Raw genomic sequence first — 18138 nt, forward strand, 5'->3', positions numbered from 1 at the left:
CTGAGATGCTCAAACGAAAAGATGACCATGCATAAACTTGAACGCCTCCTGCGCCCGAAATCGATCGCCGTCTTCGGTGGCGTGCAGGCCGCCGCCGTCGTCGCGCAATCGATCAAGATGGGTTTTGCTGGCGAGATCTGGCCGGTGCACCCGACCAAGGACGAGGTTGCCGGACGCAAGGCCTACCGGTCCGTCGCCGATCTGCCCGGCGCGCCGGATGCCGCCTTTGTCGGCGTCAACCGGCATCTGACCATCGAGGTCGTCAAGGCGCTGGCCGAACGCGGCGCCGGCGGCGCCGTCTGCTTTGCCGCCGGCTTCCTCGAGACCGAGGCCTATGACGATGACGGCGAGCGGCTGCAGGCCGAACTGGTTGCCGCGGCTGGCGAGATGCCGATCATCGGGCCGAACTGCTATGGTCTGATCAACTATGCCGACGGCGCGCTTTTGTGGCCCGACCAGCATGGCGGCATCCGGCTGGAAGAGGGCGGCAAGGGCGCCGCCATCATCACGCAGTCGTCCAACATCGCCATCAACATGACGATGCAGAAGCGCGGCCTGCCGATCGCCTTCCTGATGACCGCCGGCAACCAGGCGCAGACCGGCCTCTCCGAAATGGCGCTCGGCCTGATCGAGGATGATCGCGTCACCTCACTCGGCTTGCACATCGAGGCTTTCGATTCGGTAGCCGGCTTCGAGCGACTGGCGGCACGGGCGCGAGAGCTAAGAAAACCGATCATCGCCATGAAGGTCGGCCGCTCCGAACAGGCACGGCAGGCCACCGTGTCGCACACCGCCTCGCTGGCCGGCTCGGACGCGGCCTCGGGCGCTTTCCTGAGGCGACTCGGCATTGCGCGCGTCGATTCCATCCCCGCCTTCATCGAGGCGCTGAAGCTGCTGCACATCACCGGGCCGCTGCCCGGCTATCGCCTGTCGTCGATGAGCTGTTCGGGCGGCGAAGCTTCCGTCATGGCCGACAGCGCCGAAGGGCGCTGGGTGAACTTCCCGGTTCTGACGGAAAAACATCGCGCCCATGTCAAGTCGACGCTCGGGCCGCTGGTCGCGGTGGCCAACCCGTTGGACTACCACACCTTCATCTGGAACAACGAGCCGGCGATGACCGCCACCTTCACCGCCATGGTGTCGGGCGGCTTCGACCTGAACATGCTGGTGCTCGACTTTCCGCGCCCCGACCGCTGCTCGGTCACCGACTGGTGGGCGACGCTGCGCGCCTTCGAATCGGCGCTGAAGACCAACGAGGCACATGGCGCGATCGTCTCCTCGCTGCCGGAGAACCTGCCCGAGGAATACACCGCAGAGCTGATGGCGCGCGGCATGGTGCCGTTGTTCGGCATTTCCGAGGCCATGGATGCCGCAGGCGCGGCAGCCTTCATCGGCTGGGCATGGGCTGAACCGCAGGCGCAGCCGGTCGACACATCCGCTGCCGGCGCCGCCGGCGGCGGGCATGTCACGCCCGACGAGGCCGAAGCCAAGGCGCGGCTGATCAAGGCCGGGCTTCCCGTGCCCAAGGGCGAGCGCGCCGGCAATGCGGTCGAGGCGGTGATTTCCTCGATGGCGCTCGGCTTTCCCGTTGCCCTGAAGGCGCTGGGCGTCACCCATAAATCCGAGGTCGGCGCTGTCCGGCTCAACCTCAAGGACGCCGAATCCGTCAGCACGGCGGCGCATGATCTGCTGCCGCTCGGCACTGGCCTCTATGTCGAGCGCATGGTGCGCGACGGCGTCGCTGAACTGATCGTCGGCTTCACCAGGGATCCGATGTTCGGTGCAGTCATGACGCTGGGCACTGGCGGCGTACTGGTCGAATTGCTGCGCGACAGCGTCACCTTGATGCTGCCGGCGACCCGCGACGACATCGAGGCGGCTTTGCGCGGCCTGAAGCTGTTCCCGCTGCTCGAAGGCTATCGCGGCCGGCCGAAGGCCGATGTCGCGGCCGCCATCGATGCTATCGCGGGCATTGCCGACTTCGTGCAGAAGAATGCCGGCGAGATCGAGGAACTCGACATCAATCCGCTGATCGTCTGCGTCGAAGGCAAGGGTGCCTGGATCGCCGACGCGCTGCTGGTGCTCGGAGAAAACAAGAATGTCTGACGTCATTTCGACCCGCCGCGAAGGCTCGATTCTCGAGGTCACGCTCGACCGGCCCAAGGCCAACGCCATCGACCTGAAGACCTCGCGGCTGATGGGGCAAACCTTCAAGGCGTTCCGCGACGATCCGGAACTGCGCGTCGCCATCGTCAAGACATCAGGCGACAAGTTCTTCTGCGCCGGCTGGGACCTGAAGGCCGCCGCCGGCGGCGACGCGGTCGACGGCGACTACGGCGTCGGCGGCTTCGCCGGCCTGCAGGAATTGCGCGACTTGAACAAGCCGGTCATCGCTTGCGTAAACGGCATGGCGGTGGGCGGCGGCTTCGAACTGGCGCTGTCCTGCGATCTCATCTACGCCTCCGACCACTCCTCCTTCGCGCTGCCCGAAATTCGCGCCGGCACGCTGGCCGACGCGGCGACGATCAAGCTGCCGAAGCGCATTCCCTACCATGTCGCCATGGACCTCCTGCTCACCGGCCGCTGGATGGATGTCGCGGAGGCACATCGCTGGGGCCTGGTCAACGAGGTGCTGCCCAAGGAAAAGCTCGAGGACCGCGTCTGGGAGATCGCCCGCCTGCTCGCCAGCGGCCCGCCGCTGGTCTTTGCCGCGATCAAGGAGACCGCGCGGGTGGCCGAAGCGCTGACCTTCCAGGACGCCATGAACAGGGTAACGCGCCGCCAGTTGGCGACGGTCGATGCGCTCTACGGCTCCGAGGACAATATGGAAGGGTTCCGCGCCTTCGCCGAAAAGCGCGATCCGGTGTGGAAGGGAAAGTGAGCCGCCTTACCCTCCCCTTGATGGGGAGGGTCGGACCGAAGGTCCGGGGTGGGGTGAAGCGCCGCCACCCCCACCCGCCGCTCCGCGGCGACCTCCCCCCATCAAGGGGAAGGTAAAGGAGTTCCATGACCGACTACACAAAACTCATCGATGCCGAGACCTGGGCCTTCATCGAGCGGACCAATTCCTATTATCCGCCCGACACGATCGACTACACGATCACCCAGCAGCGCGAGATCTACGACCGCATGTGCCGGGAGTTCTTTGCCGGCTATCCCCAGGGCGTGACGGTCGAAACCTCGGCCATTGCCACGCCCACGCACGATATCCCGATCCGTATCTACCGAAGCGCCCCGCAACCGGCGGCGACGGTGCTCTGCATCCATGGCGGCGGCTTCATGCTTGGCGGGCTGGACAGCCATGACGACGTCTGCGCCGAGCTTTGCGCCCGCACCGGCTACGAAGTTGTCTCGGTCGACTATCGGCTGGCGCCGGAGCATTTGCATCCTGCCGCCTTCGACGACGCGATGACCGCCTTCGCATGGGTTGCATCCACCCGCGATCGCCCCATCCTGCTCTGCGGCGACAGCGCCGGCGGCAATCTCTGCGCCGCCGTCAGCCACGCCACGCGCGGCCACGTGAAACGGCCGGTCGGTCAGGTGCTGATCTATCCCGGTCTCGGCGGCGACCGCTCGAAGGACTCCTATGTCACGCATGCCGAAGCACCGATGCTGACCATGCGCGATCTTGAATTCTACAAGCACATTCGCACCGGCGGGCAGGATCGCAGCGGCGATGCCACACTGGCGCCGCTGGCCGACACCGACTTCGCCAACCTGCCGCCGACCGTGCTGGTCACCGCGCAGTGCGACCCGCTGTCTTCAGACGGCGAGACCTATCGCGACCGCATCATCGCGGCGGGCGGGAGAGCCACCTGGTTCGAGGAACCGGGCCTGGTGCATGGCTATCTCAGGGCCCGGCACACGGTCGGCCGCGCCCGCGAAAGTTTCACACGGATCGTCGGCGCGGCGGCCGCGCTTGGGCAGGGCGCCTGGCTCTGGTAAGCGGTTTCCGTCTCACGACGGGCCACCGCACCGTCGTTTCACGCCACCGAGCGTCCCGCCGCTCGGCCGGCGCTGCGGCCGGAGAAGATGCAGCCGCCGAGGAAGGTGCCTTCCAGCGCCGCATAGCCATGCACGCCGCCGCCGCCGAAACCGGCGGCCTCGCCAACGGCATAGAGCCCCGGTACCGGCTGGCCATCGGCGCCCAGCACGCGGCTGTCGAGATCGGTCTGCAGGCCGCCCAGCGTCTTGCGGGTCAGGATGTTGAGGCGCACCGCGATCAGCGGGCCGTTTGCTGGATCGAGCATCTTGTGCGGCTTGGCCGTACGGATGAGCTTGTCGCCGAGATAGGCGCGGGCGCCGCGCAGCGCGGTGATCTGCATGTCCTTGGAAAACGGATTGTCGAGCTGGCGATCGCGGGCGCGGATCTCGCGTTCCACCTGCGCGACTTCAAGCAGCGGCTCGCCGCCGGCCAGCGCGTTCATGCGCGCCACCAGCTTCGAAAGGTCGGCCTCGACAATAAAGTCCTCGCCCTTCTCCATGAAGGCCTTCACCGGACCCGGAATGCCCGACGTGGCGCGGCCGAGCACCTGGCGCCAGCTCTTGCCGGTCAGGTCCGGATTCTGTTCGGAGCCCGACAGCGCGAACTCCTTCTGGATGATCTTCCTGGTCAGGATGAACCAGGAATAGTCGAAGCCGGTGCTCATGATGTGGCTGAGCGTGCCCAGCGTGTCGAAACCGGGATAGAGCGGCACCGGCAGGCGTTTTCCCCTGGCATCGAGCCACAGTGACGAAGGGCCGGGCAGGATGCGGATCGCGTGTTCGGTCCAGATCGGCGCCCAGTTCCTGATGCCCTCGACATAGTGCCACATGCGGTCACGGTTGATGATCGAACCGCCGGCCTGTTCCGTGATGGCCAGCATGCGGCCGTCGACATGGTCGGGCACGCCGGTGATCATGCGCTTGGGCGCCGTACCAAGGCGCTTTGGCCAGTTTTCCCGCACCAGTCGATGGTTGCCGCCGATGCCGCCGGAGGCGACGATCACCGCTTGCGCATGCAGCTCGAAATCGCCAGATATGTCGCGCGAGCTCTTGTGGCCACGCTCGACCGTGCTCGGCTCAAGGACATCGCCGCGCACACCGGTCACGACGTCACCCGCCCGCGTCAATTCGTTGACCCGGTGGCGGAACTTGAAGCTGATCAATCCGCGCTTCTGCGCCTCGCGCACGCGCTGCACGAAAGGCTCGAGAACGCCGGGGCCGGTGCCCCAGGTGATGTGGAAGCGCGGTACAGAATTGCCGTGGCCGATGGCATTGCCGCCGCCGCGCTCGGCCCAGCCGACCACGGGAAAGAATTTCAGGCCGCGCTCGATTAGCCAGGAGCGTTTCTCGCCGGCGGCAAAGCCGACATAGGCTTCCGCCCATTTGCGCGGCCAGAAATCCTCCGGCCGGTCGAAAGCGGCGGTGCCCATCCAGTCCTCGAGCGCCAGATCATGTGAATCGCGGATGCGCATGCGCCGCTGCTCGGGCGAATCCACCAGGAAAAGCCCGCCGAACGACCAGAACGCCTGGCCGCCCAGCGACTGCTCCGGCTCCTGGTCGACGATGATGACCTTCTTGCCGGCCTCGGCAAGCTCGGCGGCGGCAACCAACCCGGCCAGGCCCGCGCCGACAATGATCACGTCCGCATCGTCAGCCATTTTTCCTCCCAGAATTAGCCGGCTATTTATCGCAGAAAGTTAAACGGCCTCCCAACCGTCCTTGCCGCCGGCGCGGAAGATGGCGTCGATGACCTTCTGGTTGAGCACGGATTCCTCCAGCGTGAAGACACGCTCCTTGCCGCCCTGTGCCGCCCGCGCGAAAGTCTCGACCTCCAGCCGGTACTGCTGCGTGCCGGGGAAGCGGAACACCTGCGCCTCGGTGTGGTTCTGGTTGTGCAGTTCGACGCGGTGATGATCGTAAAGCCCGGCATTGAACGGCGAGAAGACCTCGATGAAACCCTTCTCGCCGTGGAACACCATCACCTGGCGCGCCGCCATCTGCGTCGACAAATAGAAGGACAGTTCGAAATCGCCGAAATCGGCGCGGATCGAGGAGTAGATGTCGGTGCCGAATTTCTTGTCGCGCTCGATCGTCGCCTGCACACGGCTAGGCTCCTTGCCGGTCGAAAACCGCGTCGAAACGGTGGGGTAAACGCCGATGTCGGGCAGTGCACCGCCGCCGAGATCGAGCTGGTTGCGCATGTTGTTGGGATCGACATTGTAGTAGGAGAACGCGCCCTGCACATGGCGCAGCCGGCCGATGGCGCCGCTGGCGATGAGATCGCGCACCTTGATCCATTGCGGGTGGTAGATCACCATGAAGGCTTCGCAAACCAGCACCTTCTTGGCATCGCGCAGCTTGATGAGGGGGAGGATGTCCTTGGCGTCGAGCGCGAGGGGCTTCTCGACCAGCACATGTTTTCCCGCCTCGATGGCCTTCGCCGTCCATTCGACATGCTGCGATGTCGGCAGCGGGATATAGACGCCGTCAATGTCCTTGGAGGCCAGCAGTTCCTCGTACGATCCGAACGCAAAGCGGGCGCCGAAACGCTCGGCCAGGGCCCTGGCTTTCGACAGGTCGCGGCTGGCGATCGCCGACAGCACGCCGTTCTCCGCCTCGACGATTGCCGGCAACAACTGCTCGCGACCGATCTTGGCCGTCGACAACACACCCCATCGGAACATCACGCTTCTCCATGTCGGTAGTATCAGACGAGGTTTGCCCGAAATCGACGGAAAAGCCAATGACCGAGGCTGACCCAGCTCAGCCCCGCTTCCCCGTCAGCGTCATGTCGAAGTCGACGACGTTGGAATAGAGTGGCGTGCCGACATCCATGCCGTAGCGCGACCGCAGCACCTTGCCGGTGACATGGAATTTGATCGTGCCGCCCTTCAACCCATCGAGCTCGGCGGTGAACTTTTCCGCAAACGTCTTGCCGCGCGCCGTCAGCCTGCCGGTGACAAGGGCTGATGTGTCGCCGGTGCGGGTCACGCTGGTCGAGCGGAACTGGATTTCCGGGCTGTTGGCCGCGTCGAACACCGCGTCGGAGCGCAGGAAGGCATCGATGCGGCTCTGGCCGGTGCCGACGCTTTCCGGATAGATGGTAAGATCGACCTTCGAGCGCCCGACATCGCCATTGTCGATGCGGATCGTGCCCTTGAAGCGGGCGAAGGCGCCATCGAAGCCGCCGCCGCCGGCCTTGCCTATGGTAAAACGGATGCTGGAGCTTGCCGGGCTGATCGTGTAGCTGCCGGCGGCGTCGTTCAATGCCACCGCCGCGGCTGCGGGCACGGCAAGGCATGCGGCAAAAGCCGCGAATCCAAGGATGCGCGCATGCATGGGATTGTTCCTTTCCTGGAGGCAACGCTTTTTGGCGTCCTCACCTCACAAACGCGCGTGCCGCCCGCTCTATTCCCCACCTGACGAAGGCGTGATCATACGCGTGAGCACGCTGTCGCGCAGCAGGAAGTGGTGGCGCAGGGCGGCTGCGACATGCAGCGCGACGAGCGCGATGCCCAGATAAGCGAGATACCAGTGCGCGGCCGCCCAGAAGCTTTCGGCGGCATCGGATTCGGTGAGCGGCAGATTGGGCATAACGAACAGGTTGAACGGCATGGTCGGGATTTCCAGCGTCGAAACCGAAACCAGCGCCCAGCCCGACAAGGGCAAGGCCACCTGGAAGGCATAGAGCGCCAGATGCGCGAGCGGCGCCGTATGCCGTTCCAGCGTGCCGACCGAAGGCGGCAGAGGCGGCGTCGCATTGCCAAGCCGCCAGGCGATGCGCAGGATGATGAGGCCAAGCAGCAGAAAGCCCAACGATTTGTGCAACTGGATCAGCTCGAAAGCGGTGCGCTGGCTGGTCAGCCGCACCATGATGAAGCCGAGGGCGAACTGGCCGATGAAGATGATGCCGATCAGCCAGTGGAGGATGATGGTTGCCCAACCGTAGCGGGTCGTGGTGTTGGTGATTGACTGCATTGTGTGTGAACGACGCTGGACAGAACTTTCTTCCAACGCCCCTCACCCTCCCCACAAGGGGGAGGGTGAGGGGCGTGCCCTAACCGCTCACCTTGAAGAAATCCACGAACGCCCTGAGCGCCGGGCGCATCTGCCTGCGGCTGGGGTAATAGACGAAGAACCCCTCGAAGGGCGGGCACCAGTCCTCCAGCACGCGGATCAGCCTGCCGTCGGCGAGCGGCGCCCGCACATAAGGCTCGAAGACGAAGGCGAGGCCTGTGCCATCGATCGCGGCTTGCGCGATCAGATGGTCCTCGTCGAGGATCAGCGGCCCCTGCGCGGCGATCTCGATTTCTTCGCCGCCCTTCGCGAATTCCCAGCGGTAGAGAATGCCGCTGGAGAAGCGGAAGCGGATGCAGCGATGATCGGCAAGGTCGCGCGGATGATGCGGCCTCGGCATGGCCGCGAAATAGGATGGCGCGCCGACCACTGCGCCGCGCATGTCCGGCCCGATACGCACCGCGATCATGTCACGCTGCAGGCTCTCGCCGAGCCGCACGCCGGCGTCGAAGCCGCCTTCCACCACATCGGTGAAACGATCCTCGATGAGGATCTCCAGCACGATGTCGGGATAGGCCTTGGCAAATGCGCCGAGCCGTGGCGTCAGCACCAGATGCGCCGCCGTGCGCGGCACGCTGAGCCGCAGATTCCCGGCCGGCCGGTCGCGCGCCTCAAGTGCCGTCTCCAGAGCCAGGTCGATTTCGGAAAGGGCAGGACGTAACCGCTCCAGCAATTGCGCGCCCTCTTCCGTCGGCGCGACGCTGCGCGTGCTGCGCGCAAGGAGCCGCACGCCGAGCCGTGCCTCCAGACTGGACACCGCATGGCTGACCGCCGACGGCGCGATGGCCAATTCCCTGGCCGCGCCGCGAAAACTGCCGCATTGGGCAACGGTCGCCAGCACGGCAAGCTGTGAGAGATGTGCTCGGTTCATTGATCTATTTCTTGGAACGGGCCGTACGAAGAAGAGCCGATTATCGAACAGACTGCAAGGCGCTATTTCTGCTGCATCACAACAAGGAGACGCGTGATGCAAACCCGCAAGCTAGGAACTGAATTGAACGTTTATCCCGTCGGCCTCGGCTGCATGGGTATGAGCTTCGCCTATGGCGGCCAGCCGGAGGCAGAGGCGATCTCCACGCTGCACCGCGCTGTCGAGATCGGCGTCAACTTCTTCGACACCGCGGAAGTCTACGGCCCTTACGAGAACGAGATCCTGCTCGGCAAGGCGCTGAAATCGATGCGCGACAAGGTCACCATCGCCACCAAATTCGGCTTCAAGATTCTAGAGGAAGGCACCGGCCTCGACCGCATGGCCGGCGTCGACAGCCGCCCCGAGCACGTCAAGGCCGTTGCCGAGGCCTCGCTGAAGCGGTTGGGCACCGATGTCATCGATCTCTACTACCAGCACCGTGTCGACCCCAACGTGCCGATCGAGGATACGGTCGGTGCCATGGCCGAACTGGTGCGCGAGGGCAAGGTCCGCGCGCTCGGCCTCTCGGAGGCAAGTGCCGCGACCATCCGCCGTGCGCATGCCGTGCATCCGATCGCTGCCGTGCAGAGCGAATATTCGCTGTGGACCCGTGACCCGGAAGAGGAGGTGTTTGCCGTCTGCCGCGAACTCGGCATCGGCTTCGTTCCCTACAGCCCACTCGGCCGTGGCCTTTTGACCGGCACCATCGCCAAGCCCGAAACGCTAGACGATGGCGACTGGCGCCGGACCTTGCCGCGCTTCCAGGCCGAGGCCATGGAAGCCAATGCCAAGGTTATCGCCACGCTGGAAACAATGGCTGCCGAGAAGGGCGTGACCTCGGCGCAGCTGGCGCTGGCCTGGGTGCTGCATCAGGGTGATTTTATCGTGCCGATCCCCGGTGCACGAAAAATCCGCCATCTGGAGCAGAACACGGCAGCGGCCGCGATTGAACTGAGTGCTGCCGAGGTGGCGGCGATCGGCGATGCGCTGTCACCGGATAAGGTGATGGGCAAACGCTATACGGAGGAGTTGCTGGCGCTGGTGAATGGCTAGGGCCTTCACCCTCCCCCTCGTGGGGAGGGTCGGCTCGCTGTCGCAGCGAAGCGGAGGCAGCGAGACGGGGTGGGGGAGCGCCTACGAGTACCCCCACCCCGATCCGCTGTGCGGATCGACCCTGCCCCTAAGGGGTCACCACGGCACCACACTAATCTCCGGCCAGCACTCCAGCGCCCGCTTGCCCTTCGCCTCATGCGTCTGCTGATTGTCCGTCACCCGATTCGGCGTGATGCGGAACGAAAAGACGTCATCAAGCCCGAACGGAGCGACCAGCTCCAAATGCCCGCCGGCATCGTAGCGCACTCCAACCGCATGCGTCTTCGAGGCAAAATAGCTGATGGATTCGCTCGCGTTCGTATAGCGCGGGCAGGGCTGGCCGAATTTCTGCGGATACCACAGATGCACCCGCGCCTGATTTCGCACCTCGACCGGCAGCGCCAGCCCCTCGAAATGCCGCGCTGCCCGGCGGATGACAGCGTCTTCGGCCTCATAGGACAGGTCGCTGTCGTCAAAATAAAACAGGTCGACATCCTTGATGCCGTAACCTGACGGCTTTCCGGTCAGATGGTTCCAGACGCTGTTGTAAAGCGCACCTGAAACCACCAGCCAGTCGGGCAGCCCAAGCGTGCGGGCGCGCGCCAGCGCTTCACGGACGAGCGAGTCCCTCGAGACGATCTCGAGAAACGCCCCTCGCTGTGCTTCGAACGGCAGCCCGGAATAGCGCAGATGGTCCATCGCCCTTTGGAGGACGATTCGCCATCTGCCCGCAAGTTTAGCCGCGCAGCACGCCGCCCGTCTGTTTGCCGACATTCTCGACGACGCGCTTGGCCAACGCCTCGAAATCCTCGTCGGTCAACGTCTTCTCGACCGGCTGGATCGACACTTCGATCGCGATCGATTTCTTGTCAGCGCCGAGCGACGCGCCTTCGAAGATGTCGAAGACCGAGACGGCAGTGATCAGCTTCTTGTCGGCGGCCAATGCGGCGCGCACCAGCGTGCCGGCCTCGACCGCTTTGTCGACGACGAAGGCGAAGTCGCGCTTCACCGCCTGGAAGGCGGAGAGCTCCAGCTTCGGCTTGGTCTTCGTCGGCTTGGCCTTCGGCTCCGGCACGGCGTCGACGAACACTTCGAAGCCGCACAGCGGGCCGGAAACGTCGAGCCCTTCCATCGTCTTGGGATGGAATTCGCCGAACGTACCGAGCACGGTCTTCGGCCCGAGCTTGATTGTGCCGGACCGGCCGGGATGGTACCAGGCCGGACCGCCCGCCTCGATCTGCAGCCGTTCGACCGGCGCGCCGCAGGCTTCGAGCGCCGCGATCGCATCGGCCTTGGCATCGAACACGCCGACCGGACCGGAATTGCCGGCCCAGCTGCGGCCGGAGCCGTCGAGCTTGGCCGTGCCGCGGCGCACGCCGGCGGCGACGCGCCGCTGCTGGTCGGCGCCGTCGCCCTCATAGGTGCCGGAGACCTCGAACAGCGCGACGTCGCCAATGCCCTTGTCGGCATTGCGCTGGGCGGCGGCGATCAGCCCCGGCAGCAGCGACGGGCGCATGTCGGACATGTCGGCGGCGATCGGGTTGGCAAGCTTCAGCGCCGTCTGGCCGCCGCCGAACAGTTCGGCATGCTTGGCCGGAATGAACGACCAGGTGACGGCCTCCATCATGCCGCGCACGGCAAGCGCGCGCTTGGCGGTGCGGGTGCGGACCTGCAGCGTGGTCAGGATCTTCGAATTGACCGCATCATGCGCGCCGAGCGGCTGCGGCGCGATGTTGTCGACGCCATGGATGCGCATCACTTCTTCGACCAGATCGGCCTTGCCGTCGACATCGGGACGCCAGGACGGCAACGCCACATCGACGACTTCGCTCGAGCCCTGCGGCTTGAAGCCGAGGCGCGACAGGATATCGAGGCTTTCCTCTTTCGGCACCTCGATGCCGGTCAGCCGCGTCACTTCCGAAATCGGGAAGGAGACGATCTTGGGCTTGTGGCCGGCATAGCCGACGACTTCGGTCTCGGCCGGCTCACCGCCGCAGAGATCGAGCACCAGCCTCGTTGCCAGCTCGACGCCAGGGACCATGAATTCAGGGTCGACGCCGCGCTCGAAACGGTAGCGCGCGTCGGTGATGATGCCGAGCGTGCGGCCGGTGCGGGCGGTGGTAATCGGATCCCACAGCGCCGATTCGATAAGCACGTCAGTCGTGTTCTCGTCGCAGCCGGAATGCTCGCCGCCCATCACGCCGGCGATCGATTCGACGCCATTGTCGTCAGCGATGGCGCACATGTCAGGCGTCAGCGTGTATTCGCGACCGTCCAGCGCCATCACCTTCTCGCCGTCGTGCGCGCGGCGCACGACGAGATTGCCGGCGACCTTCCTGGCGTCGAACACATGTAGCGGCCGGCCGCGATCGAAGGTGACGTAGTTGGTGATGTCGACCAGCGCGCTGATCGGCCTGAGACCAATGGCGATCAGCCTTTGCTGCAGCCATTTCGGCGACGGGCCGTTCTTGACACCGCGCACCAGCCGCAAGGCGAAGCCCGGGCAAAGCTCCGGCGCTTCGATGACCACCTTGACCGGCGTCTCGCCCTTGCCGGGTATCTTTTCGACCGCAGCGCTTTTCAGCGTGCCGAGCCCGCTCGCCGCCAGATCCCTGGCAATGCCGTAGACGCTGGTGGCATCCGGCCGGTTCGGCGTCAGATTGATCTCGATGACCGGATCGTCGAGATGCGCGTAGGACGCAAAGCTGGTGCCGACCGGCGCATCGGCCGGCAGGTCGATGATGCCATTGTGCTCGTCGGACAGTTCCAGCTCGCGCTCCGAACACATCATGCCGTGGCTTTCGACGCCGCGGATCTTGCCGACTGTCAGCGTCACGTCGATGCCGGGCACATAGGTGCCGGGCGCGGCGAAAGCACCGATCAGGCCGGCTCGCGCATTCGGCGCGCCGCAGACGACCTGGACGGGGGACTTGCCGTCGCCGGTGTCGACGGTCAGCACGCGCAGCCGGTCGGCATCGGGGTGCTGCACCGCCGTCAGCACCTTGGCGATGACGAAGGGTTTCAGGCTCGACTTGTCGTCGACATGCTCGACTTCGAGGCCGATCGACGTCAGCCGCTCGACGATCTCGTCGAGCGAGGCATCGGTCTCGAGGTGATCCTTGAGCCAGGAGAGGGTGAATTTCATGGGACTGTTCCGTCTGGTCTTTTGACGCTTGATTTCAGATGTCTCGGCAGATCGTCGGACATATGCAGGAAGGGAAGCTGCTCGCTAACATAGGCATGCAGCGTTGGCCTAAAATCGGCCGGCGCGTCCATGGCGCCGAGCATGAAGTAGATGTCGTCTTCCAGCCGCTCGTCGACATAGGCGATGGGCGAGCCGCAGATGCCGCAGAACGAGCGCGTTACCGGGCCGTTCTCGTACATCTTCAGCGCCTTGCCGGTGAACGCAACCTGGCCGGCCGGGAAGCCGACAAAGGCCGAGACCGGCGCGCCACTCGCCCGCCGGCAATCGCCGCAATGGCAATAGCTGACGTGATGCGGCTCGGCCGAGGCCTCGAACCGCACGGCGCCGCAGCGGCAGCCGCCGATGTGGAGCGCTGTCATGCGCTCAAGCCGCCGAACAGCGTCGGCATGTCGAGCGGCCGGAAGCCGTAATGCGACAGCCAGCGCACATCGGCGTCGAAGAAGGCGCGCAGGTCTGGCATGCCGTATTTCAGCATGGCGATGCGGTCGATGCCCATGCCCCAGGCAAAGCCCTGGTACTCGTCCGGATCGAGCCCGCCGGCGCGCAGCACATTGGGATGCACCATGCCGCAGCCGAGGATCTCCATCCAGTCGGAGCCTTCACCGAAGCGCACTTCGCCGGGCCGCGAGCGGTCGCACTGTATGTCGACCTCGAGGCTTGGCTCGGTGAACGGGAAGAAGGACGGCCGGAAGCGCATCTTGACCGAGGGTACCTCGAAGAACGCCTTGCAGAATTCCTCCAGCACCCACTTCATGTTGGCGACATTGGCTGTCTTGTCGATCACCAGTCCCTCGACCTGATGGAACATCGGCGAGTGCGTGGCGTCGGAATCCTGGCGGTAGGTCTTGCCCGGAATGACGATGCGGATCGGCGGCTTCTGCTTCTCCATGGTGCGGATCTGCACGGGCGAGGTGTGCGTGCGCAACAGCTTGCGCTCGCCCTTCTCGTCCGGCTGGAAGAAGAAGGTGTCGTGCATCTCGCGCGCCGGATGTCCCTCGGGGAAATTCAGCGCGGTGAAATTGTAATAGTCGGTCTCGATGTCTGGACCTTCTGCGATGGCGAAGCCGAGATCGCCGAAGATCGCGGCGATCTCGTCGATGACCTGGCTGATCGGATGGATGCGGCCGCGCTCGGCTGGCGACTGCCGCACCGGCAGCGTCACGTCGACCTTCTCGGCGGCGAGACGTGCTGCGATCGCCACGTCTTTCAATTCGGCCTTGCGTGCCGTCAGCGCCTCGGTGACGCGGTTCTTGAGGCCGTTGATGACGGGCCCCTTGAGCTGGCGCTCCTCGGCGGTCATGGCGCCAAGCGTTTTCAGCATCTCGGACACGGTGCCCTTCTTGCCGAAGGCGGCTATGCGCACGGCCTCGATCGCCGGCTCATCGGCCGCCGATGCAATATCGGCCAGCAGGGAATTTTCGAGCGTATCCAGGCCACTAGTTGCGTCGTTCACGGGTCAAACTCGCTACGTTGGAAGTCGACTTTAAAGTGGAAGTCACTTTTAAGTTGAAAGTTCAGACATCAGAGACAAAAGAACCCGCGCCAGCCGTGCCAGCGCGGGTTCCCCATAATCAGAATTGCGAATGCTTGGGAAGCGCTGGTCTTAGGCGACAGCGCTTTCAAAGGCGTTCGGCGTGGTGTTCTTCAGATATTCGAGCGCGACCTTGGCCTTGGCCACGAGCGCGGCGAAAGCCTGCGGCTCATGGATGGCCATGTCGGACAGGATCTTGCGATCGATCTCGATGCCGGCCTTGTTCAAGCCATCGATGAAGCGGCCATAGGTCAGGCCATGCTCGTGGGTCGCGGCATTGATGCGCTGGATCCAGAGCGCGCGGAACGAGCGCTTGCGGTTCTTGCGGTCGCGGTAGGCGTACTGCAGCGACTTTTCCACCGCCTGCTTGGCGATGCGGATGGTGTTCTTGCGACGGCCGTAGAAGCCTTTCGCGGCTTTCAGGACCTTCTTGTGCTTGGCGTGCGAGGTGACGCCTCTCTTTACGCGTGCCATGTCATGATCTCCTTAAAAGCAATCCCAGGTGCCTGCGGCTTTCCGTTCGGAATTGCGTAAAACTACTGCGTGTCCGGACCGAATGCCTTAGAGGCCGTTCGGCAGAAAATTCTTGATGACCTTCTTGCCATCCGGTTCAGCCAGAACCATCGTGCCGCGGGCATTTCGAATGAACTTGTTGGAACGCTTGATCATGCCGTGACGCTTGCCGGCCGCAGCCGACAGGACTTTACCCGTACCTGTGATCTTGAACCGCTTCTTGGCGGCCGACTTGGTCTTCATCTTGGGCATTTTGCTACTCCGTATTGTTGGCGCACTATCGCGCTTCTTGTTCGCTCCGGGCCGACCAAAGCCCGAAAAGCAAATGAAACCGCCACGGCATGCCCTGCCGGGCGGTTTTCTTGAACGGCGGTCCTATACGTCAAACACGGCCGGTGCGCAACACCTGAAGCCGTGCGACGCTCTGTCCCCGCTCAGGGCAGCTTGAACCACACCGGAAGCATGCCCGACTGCTGCGCGCCGTCGATCAGTTCGAAGGCCGGCAGCGCGATCAGGAACACCAGGCCGTCGAGCAGCGTGGTCAACAGCAGGCGCGGCTTGAAGCTGCCGGTGTCGCCCTCCTGGTAGAGGGAAAGCTTCGGGAAGAAGCGCGGCACCTTGTCCAGATAGGCCTGATAGGGCGCGCCGAGCGCTTCCTTGAGGAATTTCTCCTCGCGCAGGATGACGATATGGAAGGCGCCCGCGCACAGCAGTGCGAACAGGATGATGCCCGAGAACGAGCCGATCTGCGCGCCGACGCCGGCCGCGGCCACCGTCGAGAACACATAGAGCGGGTTGCGAGTGATCGAATAGGGCCCGCCGGTGACCACCTCGGAGGATTTGCGCCCGCCTATATAGAGCGTCGCCCAGAGGCGGCCGACGATGCCGAGGAAGATCAGCAGCACGCCGAACATCTCGATTGTTTCATGCACCGGCGTGTCGGGTGGGAAGGTCGACTGGCCAAACAGCAGCGCCAGAAACAGCACCACCACGAGCACGGCAAGCACCAGCCGACGCATCTGCTGGTAATTGCCCAGCCCGTATTTGAGTTCGTTGTCCAAGGGGATATCCGATCGTCGAGGAGCCTATTGCATGTCGCCCAAAAGTGGGTCCGGTTTTGGGAGGACGACATGCATAAAAAACAAAGCCGGCGATCGCAGCTTTAGCCGAAAAACAGGCGTCCCGCCGATCGCCGGGACGCTCTGCAAGACAATTCAGGCGGATTTGGAGCGCTGGTCACGCCTGACTTTATCGTGATCTCAGGTGTTGATATTCAGCACACCTTAGCGCGGCGCCAGCACCATCATCATCTGGCGGCCTTCGAGCTTCGGCTCCGCCTCGACTTTTGCAATGGTCGCCACTTCCTCGCGCACCTTGTTCAGAAGCTGCATGCCGAGTTCCATATGCGCCATCTCGCGGCCGCGGAAGCGCAATGTCAGCTTGACCTTGTCGCCCTCTTCGAAGAAGCGGCGCACCGCCTTCATCTTGGTCTCGTAGTCATGGCTGTCGATGTTCGGGCGCATCTTGATCTCCTTGATCTCGATGACCTTCTGATTCTTGCGCGCCTCGGCCGCCTTCTTCTGGTTGGCGTATTTCAACTTGCCGAGATCGAGGATCTTTACGACGGGCGGCACCGCATTGGGCGATATCTCAACGAGATCGAGCCCCGCCTCTTCGGCGAGCAGCAATGCGTCGTTGATGGAAACATCGCCGCGGTTCTGGCCTTCGGCGTCGATAAGCTGGACCCGGGGAACCCGGATGTCACGGTTGGAGCGCGGCCCATCCTTGGTCGGCGCCGCTGCTTTGAAAGGTCTGCGAATGGTCGTGGTCTCCTTGGCCGTTTCGTTCAGGATTTGTCAGTCTGATGCGTGGACGCGCCAATGTGGTGAGCGCGCGGGCGGAGTCAATAGCACAGCATTGATAGAAAATCACCCTGATCACCGCCTGCACCAAACAAAGAAACAGCGCGAGCACTTTTCGCCACGCCTGTGGCTGTGCCACAAGAACCCCGAGCCAGAAGAGGGGCCTGAGGAAAAAGCCATGACCGTCACGCCCCCAGCCTTTCTCCCCCCGACCTTTCTCAATGTCGATGGATCGAGCATCGCGGTGCGCCATAATGCGGGTTCGACGCCCGGTATCGTCTGGCTCGGCGGCTACAAGTCGGACATGCTGGGCACGAAGGCGCAGACCCTGTCTGACTGGGCGGCAAAAGAAGGCCGCGCCTTCCTGCGCCATGACTATTCCGGCCACGGCGAATCCGGCGGCGCCTTTGCCGACGGCACGATTTCGACATGGCTTTCGCAAAGCCTTGCCGTGTTCCGGAAGTTTGCCAAGGGCAATCAGATCCTGGTCGGCTCGTCGATGGGCGCCTGGATCGCGCTGCGCATGGTGCAGGAATTGCGCAAGGCAGGCGACACTAGCGTCGTCGGCCTGGTGTTGCTGGCGCCGGCGCCGGATTTTACCTCCGAGCTGGTCGAGCCCGTGCTGACCAAAGCGCAGAAGCGCGCCCTCGCTGAGAAGGGATTCTTCGCCGAGCCGTCGGACTATTCCACGGAGCCTTACATCTATACCCGCGCTTTGATCGAGGACGGGCGCGCCAACCGGGTGATGACTGGGCCGATCGACACGCATTGCCCGGTCCACATCCTGCAGGGCCTGGCCGATCCGGACGTACCGTCGAACCACGCGCTGAAGCTGGTCAGCCTGCTGCCGGCCGACGATGTCACGCTGTCGCTCATTCCCGATGGCGACCACCGCCTGTCGCGACCGCAGGATCTCGACATGCTGGTGCGGGCGGTCGGCGACATGGCCGGGCGGGACAAGTGA

The 18138-nt window shown here is 64.1% G+C and carries 18 protein-coding genes; 5 read left to right on the forward strand and 13 right to left on the reverse strand.

Annotated features, from left to right (window positions below):
- Positions 1–27: 27 nt before the first annotated feature.
- From MAFF_RS20670 to MAFF_RS20680, 3 genes are all read left to right on the forward strand, one after another.
- The gene (locus tag MAFF_RS20670; protein ID WP_044551104.1) at positions 28–2106 is read left to right on the forward strand and encodes an acetate--CoA ligase family protein; all 2079 of its coding nucleotides are present in this window, start codon (positions 28–30) and stop codon (positions 2104–2106) included.
- The gene (locus MAFF_RS20675) at positions 2099–2881 is read left to right on the forward strand and encodes a carnitinyl-CoA dehydratase (protein WP_044548709.1); all 783 of its coding nucleotides are present in this window, start codon (positions 2099–2101) and stop codon (positions 2879–2881) included. Before MAFF_RS20670 ends, MAFF_RS20675 begins: the two co-directional genes overlap by 8 nt.
- A 125-nt stretch (positions 2882–3006) precedes the next feature.
- Positions 3007–3945: an alpha/beta hydrolase gene (locus MAFF_RS20680; RefSeq protein WP_010912903.1), complete on the forward strand. Its 939-nt coding sequence runs from the start codon at positions 3007–3009 to the stop codon at positions 3943–3945.
- A 38-nt stretch (positions 3946–3983) separates the two neighbouring features.
- On the opposite strand, the gene MAFF_RS20685 is transcribed toward MAFF_RS20680, so the two are convergent.
- The 5 genes from MAFF_RS20685 to MAFF_RS20705 all read right to left on the reverse strand — a co-directional run bounded on the left by MAFF_RS20685 (position 3984) and on the right by MAFF_RS20705 (position 8932).
- Entirely contained in the window at positions 3984–5642 is a 1659-nt protein-coding gene (locus tag MAFF_RS20685; RefSeq protein ID WP_010912904.1) for an FAD-binding dehydrogenase, read from the reverse strand.
- Between the two features lie 39 nt (positions 5643–5681).
- Positions 5682–6668, reverse strand: a complete 987-nt coding sequence (locus MAFF_RS20690; protein ID WP_044548712.1) for a Gfo/Idh/MocA family protein — start codon at positions 6666–6668, stop codon at positions 5682–5684.
- A gap of 79 nt (positions 6669–6747) precedes the next feature.
- Positions 6748–7323 (reverse strand): YceI family protein, encoded by a 576-nt coding sequence (locus MAFF_RS20695; RefSeq protein WP_010912906.1) that lies wholly within the window; start codon positions 7321–7323, stop codon positions 6748–6750.
- Positions 7324–7392: 69 nt separating this feature from the next.
- A complete protein-coding gene (locus tag MAFF_RS20700; protein ID WP_010912907.1) occupies positions 7393–7962 on the reverse strand; it encodes a cytochrome b in 570 nt (189 codons plus the stop codon).
- Positions 7963–8041: 79 nt separating this feature from the next.
- Positions 8042–8932 (reverse strand): LysR family transcriptional regulator, encoded by an 891-nt coding sequence (locus MAFF_RS20705; protein WP_010912908.1) that lies wholly within the window; start codon positions 8930–8932, stop codon positions 8042–8044.
- 96 nt (positions 8933–9028) lie between these two features.
- Between MAFF_RS20705 and MAFF_RS20710 the strand changes: the two genes are divergently transcribed.
- Positions 9029–10024 carry an aldo/keto reductase gene (locus MAFF_RS20710; protein ID WP_044548714.1) on the forward strand — a complete coding sequence of 332 codons (996 nt, stop codon included), beginning with the start codon at positions 9029–9031 and terminating at the stop codon, positions 10022–10024.
- A 135-nt stretch (positions 10025–10159) separates the two neighbouring features.
- Here the strand turns inward: MAFF_RS20710 and MAFF_RS20715 are convergent, their stop codons facing one another.
- From MAFF_RS20715 to infC, 8 genes are all read right to left on the reverse strand, one after another.
- Positions 10160–10762 (reverse strand): nucleotidyltransferase family protein, encoded by a 603-nt coding sequence (locus MAFF_RS20715; protein WP_032932626.1) that lies wholly within the window; start codon positions 10760–10762, stop codon positions 10160–10162.
- Positions 10763–10799: 37 nt separating this feature from the next.
- A complete protein-coding gene (pheT, locus tag MAFF_RS20720) occupies positions 10800–13208 on the reverse strand; it encodes a phenylalanine--tRNA ligase subunit beta (RefSeq protein ID WP_010912911.1) in 2409 nt (802 codons plus the stop codon).
- The gene (locus tag MAFF_RS20725; RefSeq protein WP_010912912.1) at positions 13205–13627 is read right to left on the reverse strand and encodes a GFA family protein; all 423 of its coding nucleotides are present in this window, start codon (positions 13625–13627) and stop codon (positions 13205–13207) included. Before MAFF_RS20725 ends, pheT begins: the two co-directional genes overlap by 4 nt.
- The gene (gene pheS / locus MAFF_RS20730; protein ID WP_010912913.1) at positions 13624–14721 is read right to left on the reverse strand and encodes a phenylalanine--tRNA ligase subunit alpha; all 1098 of its coding nucleotides are present in this window, start codon (positions 14719–14721) and stop codon (positions 13624–13626) included. The genes MAFF_RS20725 and pheS overlap by 4 nt, the downstream gene beginning before the upstream one ends.
- A gap of 150 nt (positions 14722–14871) precedes the next feature.
- Positions 14872–15273 carry a 50S ribosomal protein L20 gene (gene rplT, locus MAFF_RS20735; protein ID WP_006201247.1) on the reverse strand — a complete coding sequence of 134 codons (402 nt, stop codon included), beginning with the start codon at positions 15271–15273 and terminating at the stop codon, positions 14872–14874.
- Positions 15274–15360: 87 nt separating this feature from the next.
- Positions 15361–15564, reverse strand: coding sequence for a 50S ribosomal protein L35 (rpmI, locus tag MAFF_RS20740; protein ID WP_006201248.1), 204 nt, complete (start codon positions 15562–15564; stop codon positions 15361–15363).
- Positions 15565–15746: 182 nt separating this feature from the next.
- Complete coding sequence (locus tag MAFF_RS20745; RefSeq protein ID WP_010912914.1) at positions 15747–16373, reverse strand: methyltransferase family protein; 627 nt, start codon at positions 16371–16373, stop codon at positions 15747–15749.
- Between the two features lie 222 nt (positions 16374–16595).
- Positions 16596–17132 carry a translation initiation factor IF-3 gene (gene infC, locus MAFF_RS20750; RefSeq protein WP_010912915.1) on the reverse strand — a complete coding sequence of 179 codons (537 nt, stop codon included), beginning with the start codon at positions 17130–17132 and terminating at the stop codon, positions 16596–16598.
- 220 nt (positions 17133–17352) lie between these two features.
- Between infC and MAFF_RS20755 the strand changes: the two genes are divergently transcribed.
- The gene (locus MAFF_RS20755) at positions 17353–18138 is read left to right on the forward strand and encodes an alpha/beta hydrolase (protein ID WP_010912916.1); all 786 of its coding nucleotides are present in this window, start codon (positions 17353–17355) and stop codon (positions 18136–18138) included.

The sequence above is a fragment of the Mesorhizobium japonicum MAFF 303099 genome (genome assembly GCF_000009625.1).
GTDB classification, from domain to species: domain Bacteria; phylum Pseudomonadota; class Alphaproteobacteria; order Rhizobiales; family Rhizobiaceae; genus Mesorhizobium; species Mesorhizobium japonicum.